This is a genomic window from Ancylobacter sp. SL191 (genome assembly GCF_026625645.1).
Taxonomy (GTDB): domain Bacteria; phylum Pseudomonadota; class Alphaproteobacteria; order Rhizobiales; family Xanthobacteraceae; genus Ancylobacter.
Genome location: NZ_CP113056.1, coordinates 1990261 through 2010257, shown reverse-complemented (window position 1 = coordinate 2010257; position 19997 = coordinate 1990261). Strand labels below are relative to the sequence as shown.

26 protein-coding genes are annotated in these 19997 nt (G+C 66.6%); 5 read left to right on the top strand and 21 right to left on the bottom strand.

Features of this window, described 5'->3' with window-relative positions:
• Window positions 1-23: 23 nt before the first annotated feature.
• The 3 genes from OU996_RS09115 to OU996_RS09105 form a co-directional block, all read right to left on the bottom strand.
• On the bottom strand, window positions 24-1226 hold the full coding sequence (locus OU996_RS09115; protein ID WP_267585279.1) for an alpha/beta hydrolase: 1203 nt from the start codon (window positions 1224-1226) through the stop codon (window positions 24-26).
• A 269-nt stretch (window positions 1227-1495) separates the two neighbouring features.
• On the bottom strand, window positions 1496-1681 hold the full coding sequence (gene rpmF, locus OU996_RS09110; protein WP_018387408.1) for a 50S ribosomal protein L32: 186 nt from the start codon (window positions 1679-1681) through the stop codon (window positions 1496-1498).
• A gap of 170 nt (window positions 1682-1851) precedes the next feature.
• A complete protein-coding gene (locus OU996_RS09105; RefSeq protein WP_267585278.1) occupies window positions 1852-2544 on the bottom strand; it encodes a transglycosylase domain-containing protein in 693 nt (230 codons plus the stop codon).
• A gap of 178 nt (window positions 2545-2722) precedes the next feature.
• On the opposite strand from OU996_RS09105, the gene OU996_RS09100 reads away from it, so the two are divergent.
• A complete protein-coding gene (locus OU996_RS09100) occupies window positions 2723-3655 on the top strand; it encodes a polyprenyl synthetase family protein (protein ID WP_267585277.1) in 933 nt (310 codons plus the stop codon).
• Window positions 3656-3746: 91 nt separating this feature from the next.
• Complete coding sequence (locus tag OU996_RS09095) at window positions 3747-4019, top strand: hypothetical protein (RefSeq protein WP_267585276.1); 273 nt, start codon at window positions 3747-3749, stop codon at window positions 4017-4019.
• A 124-nt stretch (window positions 4020-4143) separates the two neighbouring features.
• Here the strand turns inward: OU996_RS09095 and leuB are convergent, their stop codons facing one another.
• The 12 genes from leuB to OU996_RS09035 form a co-directional block, all read right to left on the bottom strand.
• Window positions 4144-5253: a 3-isopropylmalate dehydrogenase gene (gene leuB, locus OU996_RS09090; RefSeq protein ID WP_267585275.1), complete on the bottom strand. Its 1110-nt coding sequence runs from the start codon at window positions 5251-5253 to the stop codon at window positions 4144-4146.
• A gap of 224 nt (window positions 5254-5477) precedes the next feature.
• A complete protein-coding gene (locus OU996_RS09085; protein WP_267585274.1) occupies window positions 5478-7049 on the bottom strand; it encodes a GMC family oxidoreductase in 1572 nt (523 codons plus the stop codon).
• Between the two features lie 15 nt (window positions 7050-7064).
• Window positions 7065-7601 carry a twin-arginine translocation signal domain-containing protein gene (locus tag OU996_RS09080; protein WP_267585273.1) on the bottom strand — a complete coding sequence of 179 codons (537 nt, stop codon included), beginning with the start codon at window positions 7599-7601 and terminating at the stop codon, window positions 7065-7067.
• A 90-nt stretch (window positions 7602-7691) separates the two neighbouring features.
• Window positions 7692-8087 (bottom strand): VOC family protein, encoded by a 396-nt coding sequence (locus tag OU996_RS09075; RefSeq protein WP_267585272.1) that lies wholly within the window; start codon window positions 8085-8087, stop codon window positions 7692-7694.
• A 126-nt stretch (window positions 8088-8213) separates the two neighbouring features.
• Window positions 8214-8555 (bottom strand): ribbon-helix-helix domain-containing protein, encoded by a 342-nt coding sequence (locus OU996_RS09070; RefSeq protein ID WP_267585271.1) that lies wholly within the window; start codon window positions 8553-8555, stop codon window positions 8214-8216.
• Window positions 8556-8647: 92 nt separating this feature from the next.
• Window positions 8648-9034, bottom strand: a complete 387-nt coding sequence (locus tag OU996_RS09065; protein ID WP_267585270.1) for a RidA family protein — start codon at window positions 9032-9034, stop codon at window positions 8648-8650.
• A 79-nt stretch (window positions 9035-9113) separates the two neighbouring features.
• Window positions 9114-9719 carry a 3-isopropylmalate dehydratase small subunit gene (leuD, locus tag OU996_RS09060; protein ID WP_267585269.1) on the bottom strand — a complete coding sequence of 202 codons (606 nt, stop codon included), beginning with the start codon at window positions 9717-9719 and terminating at the stop codon, window positions 9114-9116.
• A gap of 99 nt (window positions 9720-9818) precedes the next feature.
• Entirely contained in the window at window positions 9819-10379 is a 561-nt protein-coding gene (locus OU996_RS09055) for a cytochrome b (protein ID WP_267585268.1), read from the bottom strand.
• Between the two features lie 62 nt (window positions 10380-10441).
• Window positions 10442-10885, bottom strand: a complete 444-nt coding sequence (locus OU996_RS09050) for a metallopeptidase family protein (RefSeq protein WP_267585267.1) — start codon at window positions 10883-10885, stop codon at window positions 10442-10444.
• 4 nt (window positions 10886-10889) lie between these two features.
• The gene (locus OU996_RS09045; protein WP_267585266.1) at window positions 10890-11024 is read right to left on the bottom strand and encodes a hypothetical protein; all 135 of its coding nucleotides are present in this window, start codon (window positions 11022-11024) and stop codon (window positions 10890-10892) included.
• Between the two features lie 12 nt (window positions 11025-11036).
• Entirely contained in the window at window positions 11037-12458 is a 1422-nt protein-coding gene (leuC, locus tag OU996_RS09040; protein WP_267585265.1) for a 3-isopropylmalate dehydratase large subunit, read from the bottom strand.
• A 77-nt stretch (window positions 12459-12535) separates the two neighbouring features.
• Window positions 12536-12745 (bottom strand): hypothetical protein, encoded by a 210-nt coding sequence (locus OU996_RS09035; RefSeq protein WP_267585264.1) that lies wholly within the window; start codon window positions 12743-12745, stop codon window positions 12536-12538.
• A 250-nt stretch (window positions 12746-12995) separates the two neighbouring features.
• Between OU996_RS09035 and OU996_RS09030 the strand changes: the two genes are divergently transcribed.
• Complete coding sequence (locus OU996_RS09030; protein WP_267585263.1) at window positions 12996-13247, top strand: hypothetical protein; 252 nt, start codon at window positions 12996-12998, stop codon at window positions 13245-13247.
• A gap of 12 nt (window positions 13248-13259) precedes the next feature.
• Here OU996_RS09030 and OU996_RS09025 read toward each other — a convergent pair whose 3' ends face one another.
• Window positions 13260-14162, bottom strand: coding sequence for an AraC family transcriptional regulator (locus OU996_RS09025; RefSeq protein WP_267585262.1), 903 nt, complete (start codon window positions 14160-14162; stop codon window positions 13260-13262).
• A gap of 132 nt (window positions 14163-14294) precedes the next feature.
• Between OU996_RS09025 and OU996_RS09020 the strand changes: the two genes are divergently transcribed.
• Window positions 14295-15050 carry an SDR family oxidoreductase gene (locus OU996_RS09020; protein ID WP_267585261.1) on the top strand — a complete coding sequence of 252 codons (756 nt, stop codon included), beginning with the start codon at window positions 14295-14297 and terminating at the stop codon, window positions 15048-15050.
• Between the two features lie 85 nt (window positions 15051-15135).
• Here the strand turns inward: OU996_RS09020 and rplS are convergent, their stop codons facing one another.
• Window positions 15136-15534: a 50S ribosomal protein L19 gene (rplS, locus tag OU996_RS09015; protein WP_267585260.1), complete on the bottom strand. Its 399-nt coding sequence runs from the start codon at window positions 15532-15534 to the stop codon at window positions 15136-15138.
• Between the two features lie 181 nt (window positions 15535-15715).
• Here rplS and OU996_RS09010 point away from each other — a divergent pair, with 181 nt between their 5' ends.
• The gene (locus OU996_RS09010; RefSeq protein ID WP_324290748.1) at window positions 15716-16159 is read left to right on the top strand and encodes a DUF1036 domain-containing protein; all 444 of its coding nucleotides are present in this window, start codon (window positions 15716-15718) and stop codon (window positions 16157-16159) included.
• Between the two features lie 19 nt (window positions 16160-16178).
• On the opposite strand, the gene trmD is transcribed toward OU996_RS09010, so the two are convergent.
• The 4 genes from trmD to ffh form a co-directional block, all read right to left on the bottom strand.
• A complete protein-coding gene (trmD, locus tag OU996_RS09005) occupies window positions 16179-16880 on the bottom strand; it encodes a tRNA (guanosine(37)-N1)-methyltransferase TrmD (RefSeq protein WP_267585259.1) in 702 nt (233 codons plus the stop codon).
• A gap of 142 nt (window positions 16881-17022) precedes the next feature.
• Window positions 17023-17565, bottom strand: a complete 543-nt coding sequence (gene rimM / locus OU996_RS09000; protein WP_267585258.1) for a ribosome maturation factor RimM — start codon at window positions 17563-17565, stop codon at window positions 17023-17025.
• Between the two features lie 160 nt (window positions 17566-17725).
• On the bottom strand, window positions 17726-18109 hold the full coding sequence (gene rpsP / locus OU996_RS08995) for a 30S ribosomal protein S16 (protein ID WP_267585257.1): 384 nt from the start codon (window positions 18107-18109) through the stop codon (window positions 17726-17728).
• A gap of 177 nt (window positions 18110-18286) precedes the next feature.
• Entirely contained in the window at window positions 18287-19846 is a 1560-nt protein-coding gene (ffh, locus tag OU996_RS08990) for a signal recognition particle protein (RefSeq protein ID WP_267585256.1), read from the bottom strand.
• Window positions 19847-19997: the final 151 nt, after the last annotated feature.

The following is a 19997-nucleotide window of genomic DNA, read 5'->3' as shown; positions in this document are numbered from 1 at the left end:
CGCCGAGCGCCGCGATGGCCAGCCTATTGGACGGGCGTCTCGGGCTCGCCCGGCGAATCGCTCTCGGCGCCGGCCGGCGGCGTCGAGGCCGCGCTCTGCGGCTTGTGCGGCTTCGGCGTGCCCTTGGCCGCCGGCGCCGTCGAGGCGAGCGTCGGCACGAGCTTGTCGATCCCGACGAACTGGATGCCGGCCACGCTGCTCTGCTGCAGCATCTCCTGCGCACCGGAACGGGCCTGCGCACGGGCCATCATGCCGCGAAGCTCCGGCGCCATCGCCGCGAGCTGGGCGAACTTGCCATGGTTGAATTCGTCGATCGACTTCACCTTGGTCATGTCGACCACCACGGCGCCGAGCTCCACGAGCTCCTCGTCATTGGTGTAGGCACCGAGACGCGGCTTGTCGCCGGCGATGAAGTCGGAGAAGGCCAGCGCCTTGTCGTCGCGCGAGACGATGACGATAAAGGGCTTGGGCGGCTTGCCGAAGCGCTTGAGCTGGCTCTTGAATACGTCCACGTCGATATCAGGCGCGGCGAGGATGATGTTCTCGATTCTATCCGGGGGCAGCGGCGTGCCGGAGATCTTGATCTGCCGGAGCGCCTCGACCGTCACCCAATTGCCCATGGAATGCGCGAGGATGGTGATCCTCTCGGCGCCGCTGTTGAGGATCAGACGGATGGTCTCCTCAAGCCGGTCGCGGGCGGCGGTCGCGCTGTTATTGTCATAGACATAGTCGGCCACCGAGCCGCGCGAGGCCCAGGTGAACAGCACGGGCACGCCGGGCTGCTTGGAATCTTCCGCCATCTGCGTGAAGCGGTAGAGCGCCTCGGAAAACAGCGTGTTGTAGCCGTGAATGAAGATCGTCACGTCGCGGTCGCCGGGCTTGCGGCGGGCGAGCTCGGCCTTGAGATCGGCGGTGAATTGCTCCGGCGTGTCGCGGTAGATCGCCTCGCGCACGGTCATGTCGGTCGCGGGGTTGGGAATGCCGTGCGGAATCTCGGTCTGGCCGGGTTTGTGGTTCGGCGGCACCGTGATGTCGATGCGGGCGAAATTCAGCGCCGTGGTGCGCTCGCCATTGAAGAACACACCGGGATTGGGATCGCGCTCGCGCGAGGAGGCGACGAGGATGACGTGCTCGCTCGCACCGGGAACCGTATCGCTGATGGCCGAGAGCGCCTCGGGGCCCGGACGCCCGGCGCAGCCCGCCAGCAGGCCGACGCTCAGCAGCACAGCAGCGATCGCGACGCCACGACCTCGGGCCGGTTCCAGCAGGGAACCTGCCGGTCTCACGAAGGTCTGACGCATAACACGCAACACGGACAAGCTCCCGGCACCTCTGGTGGGCCTTCATACCACCTGACGGGCGGTCAACAAATGACTTGCGCGTCCAAAGCGGAGCAAACGGTAAACGAACTGCGTCAGACAAACGAAAGCCGGCCTTCAGGGAAGACCGGCTTCTCGTAAAGTTCTGGAGGCGTCGTCAGGCGCCAGGGCGAGGCTCAGGCCTCGGCCTTCACCTTCAGCACCTGACGGCCCTTGTACATGCCGGTCTTCAGGTCGAGGTGGTGCGGACGGCGGAGCTCGCCCGAATCCTTGTCCTCGATGTAGGTCGGCTTGGCGAGGGCATCGGCGGAACGGCGCATGCCGCGACGCGACGGGCTGGTTTTCTTCTTCGGAACGGCCATGGTCTTCTCCTGTACCGGCATGGCTCACGCCCCTGACAGGAGGGCCGGCGCCGGGTCGTGCGTAATTCGAGTGGCGGCTTATACAGACTCATGCGCTCCAGCGAAAGAGGGGCGCTCGAGTCTGTCTCGGTGTTTATCCGCGCGCGTCATACACGCTTGGGGGCCCTGAGTCACCCGCCCGACGCACGGGAAAGTCCGAGGCATGACGTCAATTCCGCTCCCTCGCGCGGCAGGCGGGCCTGAAGGTTGCTGGCGAGCCGGTTCAGGCCGGGGCCGGGCTTGGCCGGATTGCGGGTGTGCGGGTTGGGCAGCGTCACCGCGAGCAGCGCCGCCTGGCGCCCGTTAAGATCGCCGGCGCCACGCCGGAAGGCGCGCTGCGCCGCCGCCTGCGCGCCGAACTCGCCATCCGGTCCCCATTCGGCGATGTTGAGATAGACCTCAAGCTGGCGGCGCTTGGTCATGACGAAGTTGAGATAGACCGCCAGCGGCATTTCCAGCGCCTTGCGGATATAGCTGCGCCCGCCCCACAGAAACAGGTTCTTGGCGAGCTGCATGGTGATGGTGGACGCACCGCGGGCCGGCTCGCCGTCATCGGCGGTGTCCATCACGTTCTGCAACTCGACCAGATCGACACCAATATGCTGGCAGAAGCGCGCATCCTCGGAGGCGAGCACGCTGCGCACCAGAGCGGGCGACATCGCGTCGATGGAGACCCAGTCGCGGGTGACGCCCTGCCCCGTCGCCCAGCGCGCCAGCATCAGCGTCGAGACCGGCGGCACAAGATTGTAGATGATCGCGAGCAGCAGCGGGGCCGCCACAAGGATCACCACCAGCCGGACGCCCCAACCCCACAGCACGCGCATCGCTTCCCCTTAATACGCGCCCACCTTAACCAGCGATGCCGCGCCGGTCGACCGAGCGAACGGTAACGCCGCGCGGCCGTGCCCGTTTCATCACCTGACTTTCCCTCACGGCGCGCCGGCTTGACCGGATCGGCCTGCTCGGGCACGCAGGCACCTCCTGTTTCGCGGAGTGCCCGCCATGACCGCAGCCGCCGGCGACATATCCGCGCCGCTCGCCACCGCCCTCGCCGCCACTGCCGAGGCGGTCAGTGCCTATATCGAGGCCACCATCAGCGCCGGGGCCGCGCCGAGCGCGCGGCTGGCCGCCGCCATGCGCCATGGCGCGCTGGCCGGCGGCAAGCGCCTGCGCCCGCTGCTCGTGGTGGAAAGTGCCGCGCTGTTCGGTGTGTCGCGCGACGCCGCCCTGCCCGCCGCCGCCGCGCTGGAATGCGTGCATTGCTACTCGCTGGTGCATGACGACCTGCCGGCCATGGACGATGACGACCTGCGCCGGGGCCAGCCGACCGTTCATCGCGCCTATGACGAGGCGACCGCGATTCTGGCGGGCGATGGTCTCCTCACCCTCGCCTTCGAGATTCTGGCGAAGGACGAAGCCGGGCCGGATGCACAGGTGCGAATCGCGCTGGTCGCGGGTCTCGCGCGCGCCTCGGGCGCCGCCGGCATGGTGGGCGGGCAGATGCTCGACCTTGCCGCCGAAGGGCGGTTCGAGACGGAGGGCCGCCGCACCCTTGGCCTTGCCGACATCCAGCATCTTCAGGCGCTGAAGACCGGCGCGCTGCTGCGCTATGCCTGCGCCGCCGGCGGCCTGCTCGGCCGCGCCGATGCGGCCCAGATGGCCGCGCTGGACGCCTATGCCGGCGCCATTGGCCGTGCTTTCCAGATCGCCGACGACCTGCTCGACGTGGAAGGCGATGCCGGCACCGTCGGCAAGGCGGTCGGCAAGGACGCGGCCGCCGGCAAGGCGACGCTCGTTGATCTTATGGGCATTTCCGGTGCGCGCGCCGAGCTCGACCGGCTGGTGAACGAGGCCGACGCGGCACTTTCCCCCTTCGGCAGCAAAGCCACACTGCTTGTGGAAGCCGCCCGCTTCATCGCGTACCGGCGGAATTAGGACTTTCCTCATCTCGACGGAACGATAAGTTGCGGCCATATCTTATCGTGACGACCGGGGCGGAACTGCTTCGCGTCACTCGGAGGTTCACATGCGTGTCGCCGCTTTCCTTCTTGCCGGTCTGGTTGCCGGCACCGCTCTCGCCGCCTTCGCTCCGGCTGAGGCTCAGGAGACGCGCATCATCATCCGCAAGCAGCCGCCGCGCTCCTATCTCGATCCCGGCACGATGGTGAAGCCCGGCTCGACCGGCCAGCTCAACTATGTCTATGCGGTGCAGCCGCGCTACCCGACCTATGGCGACGACAGCACCATCACCGGCACGCGCTACCCGCTGCCGGGCCGCTTCGATCTGCCGAATTACTGATCCCGCCGCCTTCCGGCGCGCGCATGAAAAAGCCCGGCTCGCGCCGGGCTTTTTTGTTGACTGAGGAAGCCTTGTCTAGCGGGCGAACCGGGCCGCCACAGCCGCCCGGTGGCTCAAGCTACGATCAGTTGGCCTTGCCGAGTTCGGCGATGACCGCATCGCCCATGCCGGCGGTGCCGACGCGGTTGGTACCTTCCGACCAGATGTCGCCGGTGCGGTAGCCATCCGCCAGCACACCCGCGATCGCCGCCTCGACGCGGTCCGCCGCCTCGATCTGGCCGAAGGAGTAGCGCAGCGCCATGGCGAGCGAGCCGATCATGGCAATCGGGTTGGCGAGGCCCTTGCCGGCGATGTCGGGAGCGGCGCCATGCACCGGCTCGTAGAGCGCGCGGCGCTTGCCGGAAATCTCCTCCACCGAACCCAGCGAGGCGGAGGGCAGCATGCCGAGCGAGCCGGTGAGCATGGCCGCGACATCCGAGAGAATATCGCCGAACAGATTGTCGGTGACGATGACGTCGAACTGCTTGGGCGCGCGCACGAGCTGCATGCCGCAGGAATCGGCGAGTTGATGCTCCAGCGTCACGTCGTTGTAATCGGAGCCGTGGACCTCGCTCACCACCTGCTTCCAGAGCACACCGGTCTTCATGACGTTGTGCTTCTCGGTGGAGACCACCTTGCCGCGGCGGGTGCGGGCGAGGTCGAAGGCGACGCGGGCGATGCGCTCGATTTCGTAGGATTCATAGACCTGCGTATCGACCGCGCGCTTCTGGCCGTCGCTGATGTCGGTGATGGTCTTGGGCTCACCGAAATAGACGCCGCCGGTCAGCTCGCGCACGATGAGAATATCGAGCCCCTCGACCAGCTCGCGCTTGAGGCTGGAAGCGTCGGCGAGCGCCGGATAGCACAGCGCCGGGCGCAGATTGGCGAAAAGCTGGAGATCCTTGCGCAGGCGCAGCAGGCCCGCCTCGGGGCGCGCCTCATAGGGCACATTGGCCCATTTCGGCCCACCGACAGCGCCGAGCAGAATGGCATCCGCCGCGAAGGCCTTGGCCATCGCTTCCTCGGAAATGGGCAGGCCGCAGGAATCATAGGCCGCGCCGCCGACAAGATCTTCCTCGATGGCGAAGGAAGCGAGACCCTGCGCGTCGAGCCAGCCGATGACCTTCTTCACCTCGGCCATAACCTCGGTGCCGATACCGTCGCCGGGAAGCAGAAGGAGCTTGTGGGTGGCCATGGTTTCCTCGCGTGCGCCTGTGAACCCTGAGGGGAACTGATTTTTCCCGGCGAGGATTTGCTAATCGCTGCCGCTGACGCTGGCAAGACGGACCGCCTTCCCCGCCAAAAGAAAGCCGCCGGCGGGGGCACGCCGGCGGCGGAGGTAACGAGGCGAGTAGAAGCTGCACCCTTATGGGTGGCCGAGGGGCAACCCGGCACAGCGTCTACGGTGAGGACGCCCGGCTAGATCGTTTTGCGCGACATTTCCCCGGCGATGAAATCGGCCTGCCGGAGCGCCAGCGCGACGATGGTCAGCGTCGGGTTCTCCGCGCCGCCGGTGGTGAACTGGCTGCCATCGGAGATGAACAGGTTCGGGATGTCGTGGGTCTGCCCGTGCTTGTTCACCACACCGTCGCGCGGCTTCTCGCTCATCCGGTTGGTGCCGAGATTATGCGTCGAGGGATAAGGCGGCGTCGGCATGGTGCGGACGGCGCCGACTGAATCATAAATGGCCGCACCCTGTTGATAGGCGTGGTTGCGCATCGCGACGTCGTTGGGATGATCGTCGAAATGCACGTCGGCGACGGGCAGACCGTACTGGTCCTTCACATTCGTGTTGAGGGTGACGCGGTTGGTCTCCTGCGGCATGTCCTCGCCCACCAGCCACATGCCGGCCATGTTGACATAGCCGTCCATCGCCGAGGTGAAGGAGCGGCCCCAGCCGCCGGGATCGAGGAAGGCCGCCATGAACGGCACGCCGAGCGACAGCGTCTCCATCTCATAGCCGCCGACGAAGCCGCGCTTGGTGTTGTTCCTGGCCTCATCACGCACCACACCGGCCATCGTCGTGCCGCGATACATGTGGACCGGCTTCTCGAACACGGCATAGACCGAGCCGGTCATGTGCCGCATGTAGTTGCGCCCGACCTGGCCAGAGGAGTTCGCCAGCCCGTCCGGGAACTGGCTGCTGGCGGAGTTGAGCAAGAGGCGCGGGCTCTCGATGGAATTACCGGCGACCGCGACGATGCGGGCCTTCTGCCGCTGCGTCTTGCCGTCCTTGTCGACATAGACCACACCCGTGACCTTGCCCGACGCATCGTGCTCGATCTTCAGCACCATGGATTGCGGGCGCACCTCGAGATTGCCGGTCGCCTCGCCGCGCGGAATCTCGGCGATCAGCGTCGACCATTTCGCGCCGGACTTGCAGCCCTGGAAGCAGAAGCCGATCTGCTGGCAGGAGCCGCGATCGGCCCGCGGCTGGCTGTTGATCGCCATGTGGCCGGTCGACACTTCCTGATAGCCGACCTTCTTGGCGCCGGCCTCGAACACCTTGAAGTTGTTGTTGCCGGGCAGGCCGGGGATGCCGTTGGTGCGGGTCACGCCCATGCGGTCCTCGGCCTTGGCGTACCAGGGCTCGAGCTCGGCGAGCGAGATCGGCCAGTCGAGCAGGTTCGCCCCATCAAGGTCGCCATAGGTGGTGCGCGTCTTGAACTCGTGCTCCTGGAAGCGCAGCGACGCGCCCGCCCAATGCACCGAGGAACCGCCCACCGCCTTGACGATCCAGGCCGGCAGGTTGGGGAAGTTCTTGTGCACGCGCCACGAGCCGGAGGTCGTGCGCATGTCGGTCCAGGCGAGCTGGGCGAAGCTGTCCCACTCGTTATTGACGAAGTCTTCCATATTGTGGCGCTGGCCGGCCTCAAGGATCACCACCTTGATGCCCTTGAGCGCCAGCTCGGTGCCGAGCGTGCCGCCGCCGGCGCCGGAGCCGACGATGACGACGACGGAATCATCATTCAGATCGAAGGGTGCGGACATGGTTCGGTGCTCCCCTCACAGCCAGGCGAGATCGTTGAAGCCGCGGTCGATGTAACCGCCCTTGTCGGCCGAGGAGCCCTCGTAACCGAAGATCGGCCAGACATCTTCCTGGTTGTAGAGGCCGACCACGAGGCCGCCCCGCACCTTCTGGAAGAAGGCGCCGTCCTCGATCTGGCGCAGGATGGCGACGCGCTGCTCCTCCCAGCCGACATCGGCATAGGGAACGCCGTGCTTGGCCTTGGCGAGCGTATCGAGAGTGATGACGCCCTCCTCCACCAGCGTCTTCAGCGCCGGGTCGGTCGCCGCACCAGTCTCGTAGGGCTTCATGGCGATGGCGTAGAAGCGATCCGGGATGCGGTCATGCGGGTAGACATCGCGCGCCATGACGATGAGCGTGCGCATGGTCTCGGGCTTCAAGGCGGTGACTTCAAGGCCCCAGGCCTCGCGCGGGTTGAGCACGGCCGCGCCGCTCACCATGAGCGCGCCGGCGGCGCCGAGACCCGTCAGCACGGCGCGGCGCGACGGACCTCGCCTGTCGATCAGAGTTGTCATTGTTTCCTCCCGGATATTCTTTTGTATTGGCAGTCTTCAGTCTCAGACGGCGCCGTCTGGCGTTGCCGGCGCCTGGTCGTCATCACGATGTCAGCGGTAGCGCCCGTGCTTCTGCAAAACCTCGATCTTGTAACCATCGGGATCGGTGACGAAGAAGAACTTGGCCAGCAGCGCGCCCTCGCGGAAGAACTCCTTGATCGGATTGGGATTGAGGCCGATTTCCACGAAGCGCGCGTGCTCGGCATCGAGATCATCCACCGCAAAGGCGATGTGCCCGTAGCCGTCGCCCAGCGCATAGGGCTCGGTGCGGCCGTGATTGACCGTCAGCTCGACCTCGAAGTCGGCGTCGGCGTTGCGCAGATAGATGAGGGTGAAGCCGTCGAACGCGAAGCGATCGGCAATGGCGAGCCCGAAGGCGCGCGAATAGAAATCGACCGAGCGTGCCTCGTCGAGCACGCGGATCATCGAATGAATGGCCTTGGCCACCTGTTCCTCCGGCCTGTCTTCCGGCGGCGCGACTGCCGCCTCTGGGAGAGATGCTAGGCCGGAGAAAGGCGCGGTGGTGGTAGGCTGCTAGCACATGGCGACCGCGCCCATCACGGGCGCGTGCGCCTACTCCGCCGCTTCCAGATGCACGCGGCGGCTCTCGCAGAGATAACGCTCGCGCGCCACCTCCGCCGGCCGGCCGGCGGGGCGGACCTCAGCGAGGTAGATCAGGCAGGAACAGCGCAGCAGCGAGGCGAAGTTGCGCACCTCGCCATGCAGGTCCAGCACCTCGTCATGCAGCCTGGTGACGAATTTGCCCAGACTCATGCCCTGATGGGCGGCAACCTCTTCCAGCACGGTCCAGAAGGCGGCTTCCAGCCGGATGGAGGTGGAATGACCGCCAATGCGCACGGAGCGCGTCTGGCCCTCATAGGTCTCGGGCGCTTGGCCCGCAAAGATATGGCACATGGCGTTCTCCCGGGAACGTTCATTTGTTTTGAACGATTCCACCCCCGGAACGCCGCGCTGTAAAGGCCTATTCGGCTCGCTGCGGAATAGCGCTAGCGACGCCGTCGCGCGGTGACCTCGATCTCGATCTTCATTTCGGGCTGGAGCAGACCGGCCACGATCAGCGTCGCCGCCGGGCGCGCGGTGATGAAGTACTGCCCGAAGATCGGGAACACCGTCTCGGCATATTCGGCGCGGGTGATGATGTAGCGCACGCGCACCACGTCATCGAGGCTGGCTTCCGCCTCGGCGAGCGCGCTCGCAATGTTGCGGAAGCAGCCATGGGTCTGCTCGACCAGATCCTCCGGCAGCGCCATGGCGGCATAGTCATAGCCGGTGGTGCCGGAGACGAAGATGTCGTCCCCGTCGACGACGGCCCGCGAATAGCCCGCCACCTTCTCGAAGGCCGAGTGGGAAGAGATCAGGCGGCGCTGGGTCATGAGTCAGCTCTTGCGGCCCTTGAGGACATGAATGCCCGGCGCGCGGCCGGGCATAAGGGAGGCACGACGAACATGCCGCTCACGCCCAGGGGCGCTCGTCGGCGAGCTTCGATTCGTAGGTGGCGATCTTGTCGGCCTTCACCTGGGTGAGGCCGATATCGTCGAGGCCGTTCAGCAGGCAGTGTTTGCGGAACGGATCGACCTCGAAGGAGATCGTGCCGCCATCCGGGCCGGTGATGGTCTGGCTCTCAAGGTCGACCGTCACGCGCGCATTGGCGCCGCGCGAGGCGTCGTCGAACAGCGCCTCGAGCTGCTCCGGCGTCACCACGATCGGCAAGATGCCGTTCTTGAAGCAGTTATTGTAGAAAATGTCGGCGAAGGACGTGGAGATGACGCAGCGAATGCCGAAGTCGAGCAGCGCCCAGGGCGCGTGCTCGCGCGAGGAGCCGCAGCCGAAATTATCGCCGGCGATGAGGATGCTCGCGCCCTTATAGGACGGCTTGTTCAGCACGAAATCCGGGTTGTCCGAACCGTCATCCTTGTAGCGCAGCTCCGAGAACAGGCCGGTGCCGAGGCCCGTGCGCTTGATTGTCTTCAGATACTGCTTGGGGATGATCATGTCGGTGTCGACATTGACCAGATGCAGCGGCGCAGCGATGCCGCTCAGGGTGGTGAACTTGTCCACGCGGTTCCTCCTTCGTCCGACTGGCAGCCAATGGCCGCCAGCCGTCAATTCCCGCCCTCCATAACACACCGCGCCGGCCGCGCGCCCGGCCCCTCGCGCTCAGCGGACCGGCAGCATCCGGCGCAGCACGTCGTCCTTCAGGACGAAATGATGCGCCAGCGCCGCAACCGCATGCAGCGTCGCGAGGATGACCAGCCCATTGGCCAGCACCTCATGCACCTCCTGCACCGGCCGGGCCGCCTCGCGATCCACCGCGATGGGGGCGGGGATTGTGAACAGACCGAAGAACGTCACCTCGTTGCCGCGCAGGAAGGCGAGATAGATGCCGACAAGCGGAGTGACGACCAGAAGCGCATAGAGCAGCACGTGAACCACGCTCGAGGCCAGATGAACCGGCCGCGACAGGGCCGCCGAGGGCGGCGGCACCGGCCCGGCGATGCGGAACGCGACGCGCAACGCAACGAGGCCGAGAATCGTCAGACCCATCGAGATATGGGTCCACCACACATAGGCCCGCCCGGCAGAACCCCGCTCGAACAGGTCTTCGAGATAGGTCACTCCGTAGACCACGATGATGGCGATCACCGTCAGCCAATGGAGAGACCGCAGCGGCACGCTGTAATGATGCACGGCGGACATGGATGCGAGCGGCTGGCTCATGGAACCCCCTCCAAAATTAGATTTACTCTAATCTTGCGAGGGAGCCGTTCGAATGAGTTTACCTACGTATCCGCGGCCGCCTCGATCGCCTCCATGTCCTCGTCCAACAGGCCGAAATGGTGGCCGATCTCGTGCACCAGCACATGAGTGACAACGGCGCCCAGCGTCTCCTCATGCTCGGCCCAGTAATCGAGAATGGGCCGGCGATAGAGGAAGATCATGTTGGGCAGCACGCCCGTCACGGTCTCATAACCCTGCGCAAGGCCAATGCCCTGGAACAGGCCGAGGAGATCGAACGGGCTTTCCGCCTCCATCTCCTCCTGCACCTCGTCCGTCGGGAAATCCTCGACCCGGATGACGAGATTGCCGCACAGAGCGCGGAAGCTCTCGGGCAGGCGCCCATAGGCTTCCTCGGCCATCACCTCCATCAGCGCCAGAGAGGGGGCACTGGCGGCGGCCCAGGCGGTGGCGTCGTCGGGGGCAAGGGTGCTCACAAACGTGCTCATGCGGTCATCTCAGATAGGTGGCGATGAGCCACAGGCCGAGGCCGAGCGCGGCGACCACCGCCAGCCCGCGCCCGATCCGCCGGCCCCACACTTCCATGGGGTCGTTGTCCGGCGGATCGGTGAAGGGCGAATGCGCCACGTCGCTGCCGCCTCAGCCCTTCACGGGCCATTGGCGGATGTCGACGAAATGGCCGGCAATCGCCGCCGCCGCCGCCATCGCCGGGGAGACGAGGTGCGTGCGCGCCTTGTAGCCCTGACGGCCCTCGAAATTGCGGTTCGAGGTCGAGGCGCAGCGCTCCTCGGGCTTCAGCTTGTCGGCGTTCATTCCGAGGCACATGGAGCAGCCCGGCTCGCGCCAGTCGAAGCCGGCAGCCTTGAAGATGGCGTCCAGCCCCTCGGCCTCGGCCTGCAGCTTCACCAGCCCCGAACCCGGCACCACCATGCCGGACACGCCCTCACGGATCTTGTGGCCATCGAGAATGCGCGCGGCGGCGCGCAGATCCTCGATGCGGGCATTGGTGCAGGAGCCGATGAACACCTTGTCGATGGCGATGTCGGTGATCTTCGTCCCGGCCGCGAGGCCCATATAGGCGAGCGCGCGCTTCTTCGCCTCGCGCTTGCCCTCGTCGTCGATCAGCTCCGGGTCGGGCACGAGGCCCTCGACCGAGATCACATCCTCGGGGCTCGTGCCCCAGGAGACGATGGGCGGCAGTGAGGCGCCGTCGAGGCGGATTTCTTTGTCGAAGAACGCGCCCTCATCGGTGCGCAGCGTGTCCCAATAACGACGCGCGGCGTCCCAGGCGGCGCCCTTGGGCGCGCGCGGGCGGTCCTTCACATAGGCATAGGTGGTCTCGTCGGGCGCCACCATGCCGGCGCGGGCCCCGCCCTCGATGGACATGTTGCAGACCGTCATGCGGCCTTCCATGGAGAGGTTGCGGAACACCTCGCCGGAATACTCGATGACATAGCCGGTGCCGCCGGCCGTGCCGGTCACGCCGATGATGGCCAGCGTCACGTCCTTGGCGGTCACGCCCTCCGGCAGCTTGCCGTCGACGCTGACGCGCATGTTCTTGCTCTTCTTCTGGATCAGCGTCTGGGTGGCGAGCACATGCTCGACCTCCGAGGTGCCGATGCCATGGGCGAGCGCGCCGAAGGCGCCATGGGTCGAGGTGTGGCTGTCGCCGCACACAATGGTCGTTCCCGGCAGGGTGAAGCCCTGCTCCGGGCCGATGACGTGGACGATGCCCTGACGCTTGTCGAGTTCGTTGAAATATTCGACGCCGAAGTCGCGGGCGTTCTCGGCCAGCGTCTCGACCTGGGTGCGGCTCTCGGGATCGTCGATGCCGAAGCGGCGGTCGCTGGTCGGCACGTTGTGGTCGACCACCGCCAGCGTCTTGGAAGGCGCATGGACCTTGCGGCCGGCGAGGCGCAGGCCCTCGAAGGCCTGCGGGCTGGTCACCTCATGCACCAGATGGCGGTCGATATAGAGGAGGCAAGTGCCGTCCTCCTGACGGTCCACCACATGGTCGTCGAAGATCTTGTCGTACAGGGTACGCGGCGCGGACGTGCTCATTTCGGCGTCTCAACTGAGAAGAATGGGGCAGGATGGCTCGCAGCGCGGCCGGGAGCGCGACAGGCTCCGGGCGGCGCTCAGCTAAGCCCGGCGACCGCGCAGGCGGTGAAGCGGCCGAAGAAGCGCGCCGGCAGGCGGACATGGTCGGGCACGGCGGCGAAACCGATCGTGGTCGGCAGGCGGCGGCGGGCCTCGGGACGCGCGGCATCCGGGCGCGCGGCATCGCTGGCGTCGGAGATATCCGCGCCCCGGTGCACACCCTCAATGATGCCGGTCCTGCTGTTCATGGAACTCTTCTAGCAAGTCTCGTCGGCCGGAACAATCGCCGCGCGCGGCGCCCTCCGCCGCCGCGCCGCACGAACGCGTGAGGCACGGCCGGCCAGCCGAACCTTTCAAGTGCCCGCATAGCTCTGGGATAAATTATTCCAGAATATTCGCTGCCGAAGCGGATATATTCCGCTGTTACCCTACGTAAATGATCTTGGAAAAAGCAGAGACGTTACGTTACCTTGATACGGAAGAAGCGGGAGAACCCCCATGCGCATCACGGACATTGCCCTCATTGTTGCGGCGGTGGGCGCGCTGGTCGCGGCTGTCGAGGCGCGTAACCGCATCGAGGTCACGTCTCCGCCGCCGGTGATCGAACCGACCAAGAAGGCCGAACTCATCACCTGCCCCATGCGCAAGCCGGATTTCACCACCATCATGCACGCCGCCGTGTTGGGTGACGGCACGCTCATCGTCGAGCAGCAGACCAACACCCGCGTCCACCATATCAAGGATTGCTGACGGCGGACGACCTCAGGCCGCCCGCGCCCCCTCACGCGCCGCCTTCATGTCGCGCCCCGGCGGCAGGCCAAACAGGCGCGCATAGTCACGGGTGAAGTGCGGCACGCTTTCATAGCCGACGGCGAAGGCCGCGCGACCCGCCGCCAGCCCCTCCGCCGCCATCAGCCGCCGCGCCTCGATGAGCCGGAGCTGCTTGTGGAACTGCAGCGGCGTCAGCGAGGTCACGGCCCGGAAATGATGGTGGAAGGACGAGACGCTCATTCCCGCCTCCGCCGCCAGCCGCTCCACGCCGATGGGGCGATTAAACTCCGCCCGCAACAGCGCCACCGCCCGCCCGATCCGCCGCGCATGGCTGTCCGGCCATCCAAGACGGCGGATCGCCGACCCGTGGCGTCCCATCAGCAGCCAGTAATGCATCTCGCGGACAAGCTGGGCCTGCAGCACCGGAAGGGCCGCCGGACGATCGAGCAAGCGCATCAACCGCAGCGCCGCGTCGGCGACTTCCGCGTCGGTGGTGTCAACCCGCACGGGCATCCCGTCGGACATCTCAGCCGGCTTCATCTCGCCGGCCAGTTCCGCGATCAGCACCGGATCGAGTTCCAGCACCAACGACAGGTAGGGCGCGGCCTGGCTGGCTTTGGTGATCTGGCTGACGATGGGCACATCCGCCGAGATGAGCAGCGTGTCGCCTGCGCCGAACTCATGGCTCCGCGCGCCCTGCGTCACCTGCTTGCCGCCCTGCACCACCAGACAGACCAGCGGGCGAGCAATGGCGTGGGTCATGCCTTCCGGCGCCGACACGCGGAAAATCTTCAAGGCGGGGATGGGCGTCGGGGCGAGCCCCTCCGCATCCGCGTAAAGCCGGCCATGGCGCGCCACGGCGTCGAGAAGCGAGGTGTCGATGGGCTGCGTCATGTCCCCATCCTAGCGCAGTCGAGCCGTGTGGCTACTCACTTTGGAGAATCAGGCAAGAAGTCTCGGCCATCCGGCAAAACCTGCCGCGTCGCGCGTTCCATATCTGGACCATCCCACCGACAGGAGACGGATATGACCACGATCACCCTCATCACCGGCGGCAGCCGTGGCCTCGGCCGCAACACCGCTCTCGCCATCGCCCGGCAGGGCGGCGATGTCGTGCTGACCTATCAGAGCCGCGCCGAGGACGCTCGCGCCGCCGTCAGCGAGATCGAGGCGCTCGGCCGCAAGGCGGTGGCGCTGCAGCTCGACACCGGCAAGGTCGCCGGGTTCCCCGACTTCACCGCCCGCCTGCGCGCGGCGCTCAAAGAGACGTTCGGCCGCGAGACCTTCGACCACCTCGTCAACAATGCCGGCCATGGTGATTATGCCGCCATTGCCGAGACGACCGAAGCGCAGTTCGACCGGCTGGTCGACGTCCACCTCAAGGGCGTGTTCTTCCTCACCCAGACGCTGCTGCCGCTCATCGCCGATGGCGGGCGCATCGTGAATTTCTCCTCGGGCCTCACCCGCTTCGCCTATCCCGGCTATGCCGCCTATGCGGCCATGAAGGGCGCGGTGGAGGTGCTGACGCGCTATCTCGCCAAGGAGCTGGGCGCGCGCGGCATCGCGGTGAACACGGTGGCGCCCGGCGCGATCGAGACCGATTTCGGCGGCGGCGCGGTGCGCGACAATGCCGAGATCAACCGATTCATCGCCGGCATCACCGCGCTCGGGCGCGTCGGCGTCGCCGATGATATCGGGCCGATGGTGGCGAGCCTGCTCACCCCGGCCAACCGCTGGGTCAACGCCCAGCGCATCGAGGTCTCCGGCGGCCAGGCGATCTGAACCCACGCCCGTCCAAGCAACAAAAAAGCCGGGGCGAGCCCCGGCTTTTCTTTTCGCAGGCGAAGCGCCCGCCCGGTCGTGCCGATCACTCGGCGGCGACGGGGGCCTTCTTGCCCTTGTTCTTGTCCTGACGCTCGGCGATACGGGCCGACTTGCCGCGACGGTCGCGCAGGTAATACAGCTTGGCGCGACGCACCTTGCCGCGACGGACAACCTTGAGGCTGTCGATGTTCGGCGAGTAGACCGGGAAGACGCGCTCGACGCCCTCGCCATAGGAAATCTTGCGGACGGTGAAGCTCTCATTGATGCCGCCGCCATTGCGGGCGATCACGACACCTTCATAGGCCTGCACGCGGGTGCGCTCGCCTTCCTTCACCTTGACGTTCACGATCACCGTGTCGCCGGGCTGGAAGTCGGGAATGGCGCGGACGGCGGCCAGCTTGGCGGCCTGCTCGTCATCGAGCTCTTTAATGATATCGACCATGTTATCACCTCAGGCGAGGTCGGCTGCGGGACGTCAAACCCTGCCGCTCGCATCTTGCTGTTGTCAGTTTGGTAGTGACGGCGCGCCGTATACGCGAGACGGATGGGTTTGTCATGCAATTTTCATTGCACTCGCTACCCGGATAAGGTCGACTGACCGCCTAAGAGAGCGGGGGCTTCTAATGCGTCAGTCTTGCGTCCTGTCGGCCATGGCCGTCACGGGACTCCTGTGCCTTGTGTCCGAGGGCAAAGCCGATTTCAAAATCTGCAACAGGGCAAAGGAAACGGTGAATTTGTCGATCGGCTATGACAACTCCGACTATGGCTGGACGTCGGAGGGGTGGTGGAAGCTGGAAGAGGATGAATGCACCGTGATGATCCGTGGCAATCTCGCCAACCGCTATTACTACATCTATGCGGCGGGAGAAGAGGGTGGCACCTGGTCGGGCTCCGATAAGCAGAAAGGCGGCAATTTCTGCGTCGCACCTCAGAAGTACACCCTGCATAATCGCGAGTATGAGACCAACAACACGCTCGATTGTGAATCCGGCGGCTTTACGGGCGTGAAATTCGACGAGGTCGACACAAAAAACAATAAGAGCTTCACCTATGAACTGACCGAATGAGCGCGCGGAAACAGCGCGCTCACTTCCCGCCGGTCTCGCGATAGGCCGCCCACAGGTCCGGCCGGCGCGCGCGGGTGACGGCTTCCGCCTGCTCGCGCCGCCAGCGCGCCACCTTGGCGTGGTCCCCGCTGGTCAGGATGGCGGGAATCTCCAGCCCCTCGAAGTTCGGCGGGCGGGTATATTGCGGGTACTCCAGCAGCCCGCCGGAGAAACTCTCCTCGGTGCCTGATTCCGGGTGGCCCATCACCCCCGGCAGCAGCCGCACACAGGCGTCGAGCAGCACCAGCGCGCCGATCTCCCCACCCGACAGCACCACATCGCCGACAGAGACTTCTTCCAGCCCGCGCGCGGCGACGAGGCGATCATCCACCCCCTCGAACCGGCCGCAGACGATGACGACGCCCTCCCCGGCGCTGAGTTCGCGCACGCGCTTCTGCGTCAGCGGCGCACCGCGCGGGGTCATGAGCAGGCGCGGGCGGGTGTCGCCCTCGGGCGCGGCGGCGTCAATGGCACGGGCGAGCACATCCACCCGCATCACCATGCCCGGCCCGCCACCGGCCGGGGTGTCGTCCACGGAGCGGTGCCGGTCGGTGGCATGATCGCGCGGGTCGACCGTCTCCAGCCCCCACGCCCCCTGCCCCAGCGCACGCCCGGCCAGCGACAGGCCGAGCGGGCCGGGAAACATGTCGGGGAAGATGGTGACGAGGGAGGCGCGCCACATGGCAGGGGTTCCGATCCGGTGGCCAACGTCGTCCGGGCGTCATCCCGGAATGGCCTCAGGCCATATCCGGGATCGCGTGAGAGATGATCCTTACGGCGCGCGATCCCGGCTCTGCGCTTCGCTTGGCCGGGATGACGACAGACTATCCCCGGTCCGCCTCCGGCGGCGGGGCTTCCTCGACCGCCCAGTCGCCCGGCTCGACGGTGAGCCGACCGGCCTTGATGTCGACGCTCGGCACCACGGCGCGGGTGAAGGGCAGCATGATCGTCTTGCCGCCACCCTCGGGCGAAATTTCCAGAATGTCGCCGGCGCCGAAATCATGCACCGCGACCACCTTGCCGAAGGCCTCGCCCGCGGTGGTGACGGCTTTGAGCCCGATCAGGTCGGCCTGGTAGAAATCATCCTCGTCCTCCGGCGGGGGCAGGAGGTCGCGGGCGACATAGAGCCCGGTATTGGTCAGCGCCTCGGCCGCCTCGCGGGTCGAAACGCCTTCCAGACGGGCGACGAAGTGTTCCTTGCCCGGCCGCATCGACGCGATGCGGAAGACGCGCGTGCCGGCCTCGTCGGTCAGCGGCGCGTAATCGGTCAAGGCGTCGGGATCATCCGCGAAGATGAACAGCCGCACCTCGCCCTTCACCCCATGCGGGGCGCCGATGCGGGCAAGCATGATGCGGTCGGTCGGCATGGGCACCATCCAACGTGGGGTAACAACCCTCTCCCCGCCGGGGAGAGGGTTTGGGTGAGGGGCGGCCGCGTGGCGACGCCCCCTCACCCGGCCCTTCAGGTCGACCTCCCCCGCGGGGGAGAGATAAAGCCGGCGCGGACGCCGGCTCAGGCCGGTCGCCTCACTCCGCCGAAGGGGCGGCAGCAGCGGCGGCAGCGGCTTCGGCGGCAGCGGCGATCTTGGCGGCTTCGGCAGCGCGCTCCTGCGCCTTCTTGCCGGGGACGGCCTTCTCCGGGTTGTTGCGGGCTTCGCGCTTCACCAGCTCGAGGCTGTCGAGGAAGCGGGCGACGCGGTCGGTCGGCTGGGCGCCCTTGGCGAGCCAGGCCTTGGCCTTCTCGACGTCGAGGGTGAAGCGGTCAGCGGCGTCCTTGGGCTTCAGCGGATCGAAGGTGCCGATCTTCTCGATGAAGCGGCCATCGCGCGGGGAGCGCGAGTCGGCAACGACGATGCGGTAGTAAGGACGCTTCTTGGCGCCGCCACGGGCGAGACGGATCTTGAGGGACATGGGGTCTTCCTTTCAGTAAGTCGGGTTCGTGTTGTCGGTTTCAGCCATCATCCCGGATGCAGAGAGCGCAGCGAACGCAGATCCGGGATCGCTTTCCGCCAGGGCGGGGGAACGATCCCGGATCGGCGCTTGAGGCGCCGTCCGGGATGACGGCAAAGGGGTCAATTCATCGGGCCGTCACTTCTTCTTCGGCGGAAAGCCGGGCAGGCCCGGAAGCCCGCCCGGCTTGCCGAGACCGGGGAAGCCGCCGGGGAAATTCGGCGGCAGGTTGGGCAGGCCGCCCCCCGGTCCGCCCAATCCCTTGCCGCCGCCGGGCATCTTCTCGGCGAGCTGCTTGAGCTGTTCAGGGCTCGGCATACCCCCGCCCATGCCGCCACCGCCGCCGAGGCCGAACATCGAGGCGAGACCCGCCATCGGCCCGCCGCGCTTGCCGGCGGCGTTGGCGCCCATCGCCTTCATCATGTCCGCCATCTGGCGGTGCATCTTCATCAGGCGGTTGACGTCCTCGACCTTGGTGCCGGAGCCGCTGGCGATGCGCTTGCGGCGGGAGGCGTCGAGCAGCTTCGGGTTGCGCCGCTCCTTCTTGGTCATCGAATCGATAATCGCCTTCTGCCGCTTCAGCACGCCGTCATTCATGCCGGAGGCGGCGAGCTGGTTCTTCATCTTGCCGACGCCGGGGAGCATGCCCATCAGCCCGCCAAGGCCGCCGAGCTTCTCCATCTGGTCGAGCTGCATGCGCAGATCGTCGAGGTCGAACTGCCCCTTGCGCATCCGCTCGGCGGCGGCCATCGCCTTTTCGGCGTCAATGTTCTCGACTGCCTTCTCGACGAGCGACACCACGTCGCCCATGCCGAGAATGCGCCCGGCGACGCGGCGGGGATCGAAATCCTCCAGCGCGTCCATCTTTTCGCCGGTGCCGAGCAGCTTGATCGGCTTGCCGGTGACGGCGCGCATGGAAAGGGCGGCACCACCGCGCCCGTCTCCATCGGCACGGGTCAGCACGATGCCGGTCAGGCCGACGCGCTCGTCGAACGCCTTGGCGGTGTTCACCGCGTCCTGGCCGGTGAGGCTGTCGGCGACCAGCAGCACTTCATGCGGGTTGGTCGCCGCCTTGACCTCGGCGACCTCGGCCATCAGCGCCTCGTCGAGCGTGACGCGGCCGGCGGTGTCGAGCATCACCACGTCATAGCCACCGAGGCGGGCGGCCTCCATGGCACGGCGGGCGATCTGCACGGCCGACTGGCCGGCGACGATCGGCAGGGCGGCGACGTTCACCTGCGTGCCGAGCGTGGCCAGCTGCTCCATCGCCGCCGGGCGGCGCGTGTCGAGCGAGGCCATCAGCACCTTGCGGTTGCCCCGTTCGGACAGGCGCTTGGCGATCTTGGCGGTCGAGGTGGTCTTGCCCGAGCCCTGAAGGCCGACCATCAGCACCGGCACCGGCGGGGCGGCTTCGAGGTCGATCGGCTTGGCGTCGGAGCCGAGCATGGCGATGAGTTCGTCATGGACGATCTTCACCACCATCTGGCCGGGGGTGACCGACTTGATGACTTCGGCACCCACCGCGCGCGTGCGCACCCGGTCGGTGAAGGAGCGGACGATATCGAGCGCGACGTCCGCCTCGATCAGCGCCCGGCGCACCTCGCGCATGGCCTCGTTCACGTCGGCCTCGGTGAGGGCGCCGCGTCGTTTCAGCCGGTCGAGTATGCCGCCAAGGCGGTCGCTCAATGAATCGAACATGCGTTCGCTCAGCTCCGTTCTCGCATCGATGTACCCAAAGCCAAATGGCGCCCGAGGGCGCATCGCGCTGTCGGGCGTTGACCTCCGGGCTCAAGGCCCAGGCGGCGGATCGGCTCGCGGGTTATGCGAGGATGCCGGTCTGTTAGGCGCG